The sequence below is a fragment of the Sphingobium scionense genome, from assembly GCF_014197035.1.
Lineage (GTDB): Bacteria > Pseudomonadota > Alphaproteobacteria > Sphingomonadales > Sphingomonadaceae > Sphingobium > Sphingobium scionense.
The window spans coordinates 1-1,118 of record NZ_JACIEU010000070.1 but is presented as its reverse complement, the minus strand read 5'-3'; the positions used below and the strand labels follow the sequence as shown (position 1 = coordinate 1,118).

The following is a 1,118-nucleotide window of genomic DNA, read 5'->3' as shown; positions in this document are numbered from 1 at the left end:
GGCCGCATTGCTCGAGGCGAGCCCGGCGCTGCCGGCAACGGGGGCAGGTGCGGGCGCGAACTTCGCAGCGGGCGGGACAGCCTTCGGCTCCGGCTTTTCCGAGGTCTTGGCGGTGGCGACACCGCCGGCGATCGCCCCGATCCGCCGGAGGCGGAAGATCTGCAGCGCGATCAGCGTGGCGCTCACCAGCCCCAGGAAGAGCATGAGAAGGAGGTGTGAGGGCGAGATGCCGAACCAGTGGTCGGCATGGCCGGGCGCGGCCTGGTCGATGTCGAGCTGATCGCGCAGCCAGGCAAGCCCGACCTCCCGGGGCGGCTGCAAGCCGCCGATCGCGCCCTGCGCGGCGGTGCCGGACCGGAACAGGTCGGTTCCCTCGCGCAGGCGGCGCGCCGCATCGAGCCGGGCCGAGACCGTGGTTGCACGCGCGCCGTCGGCCGAGGCGGCGTTGATCATCGCTAGGCCCGTGCTTACCCGTTCGCCAGCCTGCGCAGCGACCCGCTGCCTTGCCGCTTCGTCGAGCGCGGGAAAGGCGAGCAGTTGCGAGATGAAGCCGGTCCGGCGCGATTCGTGGCCGTGCTCATTCTCCCCTTCCCCATTGATCATGCGATCCATCATGGGGTTCATCATCTTCGCCATGTCCGACGACCCCGACGATGCCGGTGCGGACATGCCCCCGCCGGCCGGCATGCCTGCGCCATGATGCGCGGCATGATCCTCGCCCTCCTGCGCGCCCGCGCCCGCGGACAGGCTGAGAGCGATTGCGCAGCCGAGGCTCAAGCGTCGAAGGCTGATCCGCCTGGACATCCTCATCCCCTTTTTCAGCGCGCTTACATATCCTTCATCGGCATCGCCGAATTGCCCGGCGCGGGATCGGGTGCCGGCGCGGTCTGGTTGCCGGCCCCGGCGCGCATCGCGTCATGGTCCATCGCCTGACGGTGATGCCGCTCCATCTCGGCCTGGTTGCTCATCGCGTCCATCGACGCCGCGTCTGCAGCGTTGCCGCTGTCGGTCAGGACCGGGGTGGCGGCGACGCTGTTCGCCGCGGGCGGCACCGTCTGGTCGGCCTGGCGGTCGCAGCCCGAAAGCGCGAGCGCCAGCAACAGGCTTCCGCCGACAAG

General features: G+C 70.5%; 1 protein-coding gene and 1 pseudogene. Both read right to left on the bottom strand.

Going from position 1 to position 1,118, the window contains the following annotated elements; all coding sequences use genetic code 11:
• A pseudogene (locus GGQ90_RS29585) lies at positions 1–804 on the bottom strand (2Fe-2S iron-sulfur cluster-binding protein); the annotation flags it as partial.
• A gap of 23 nt (positions 805–827) precedes the next feature.
• Positions 828–1,118 (bottom strand): hypothetical protein (locus tag GGQ90_RS28545; RefSeq protein WP_188084623.1); only part of this gene is annotated, 291 nt, incomplete at its 5' end.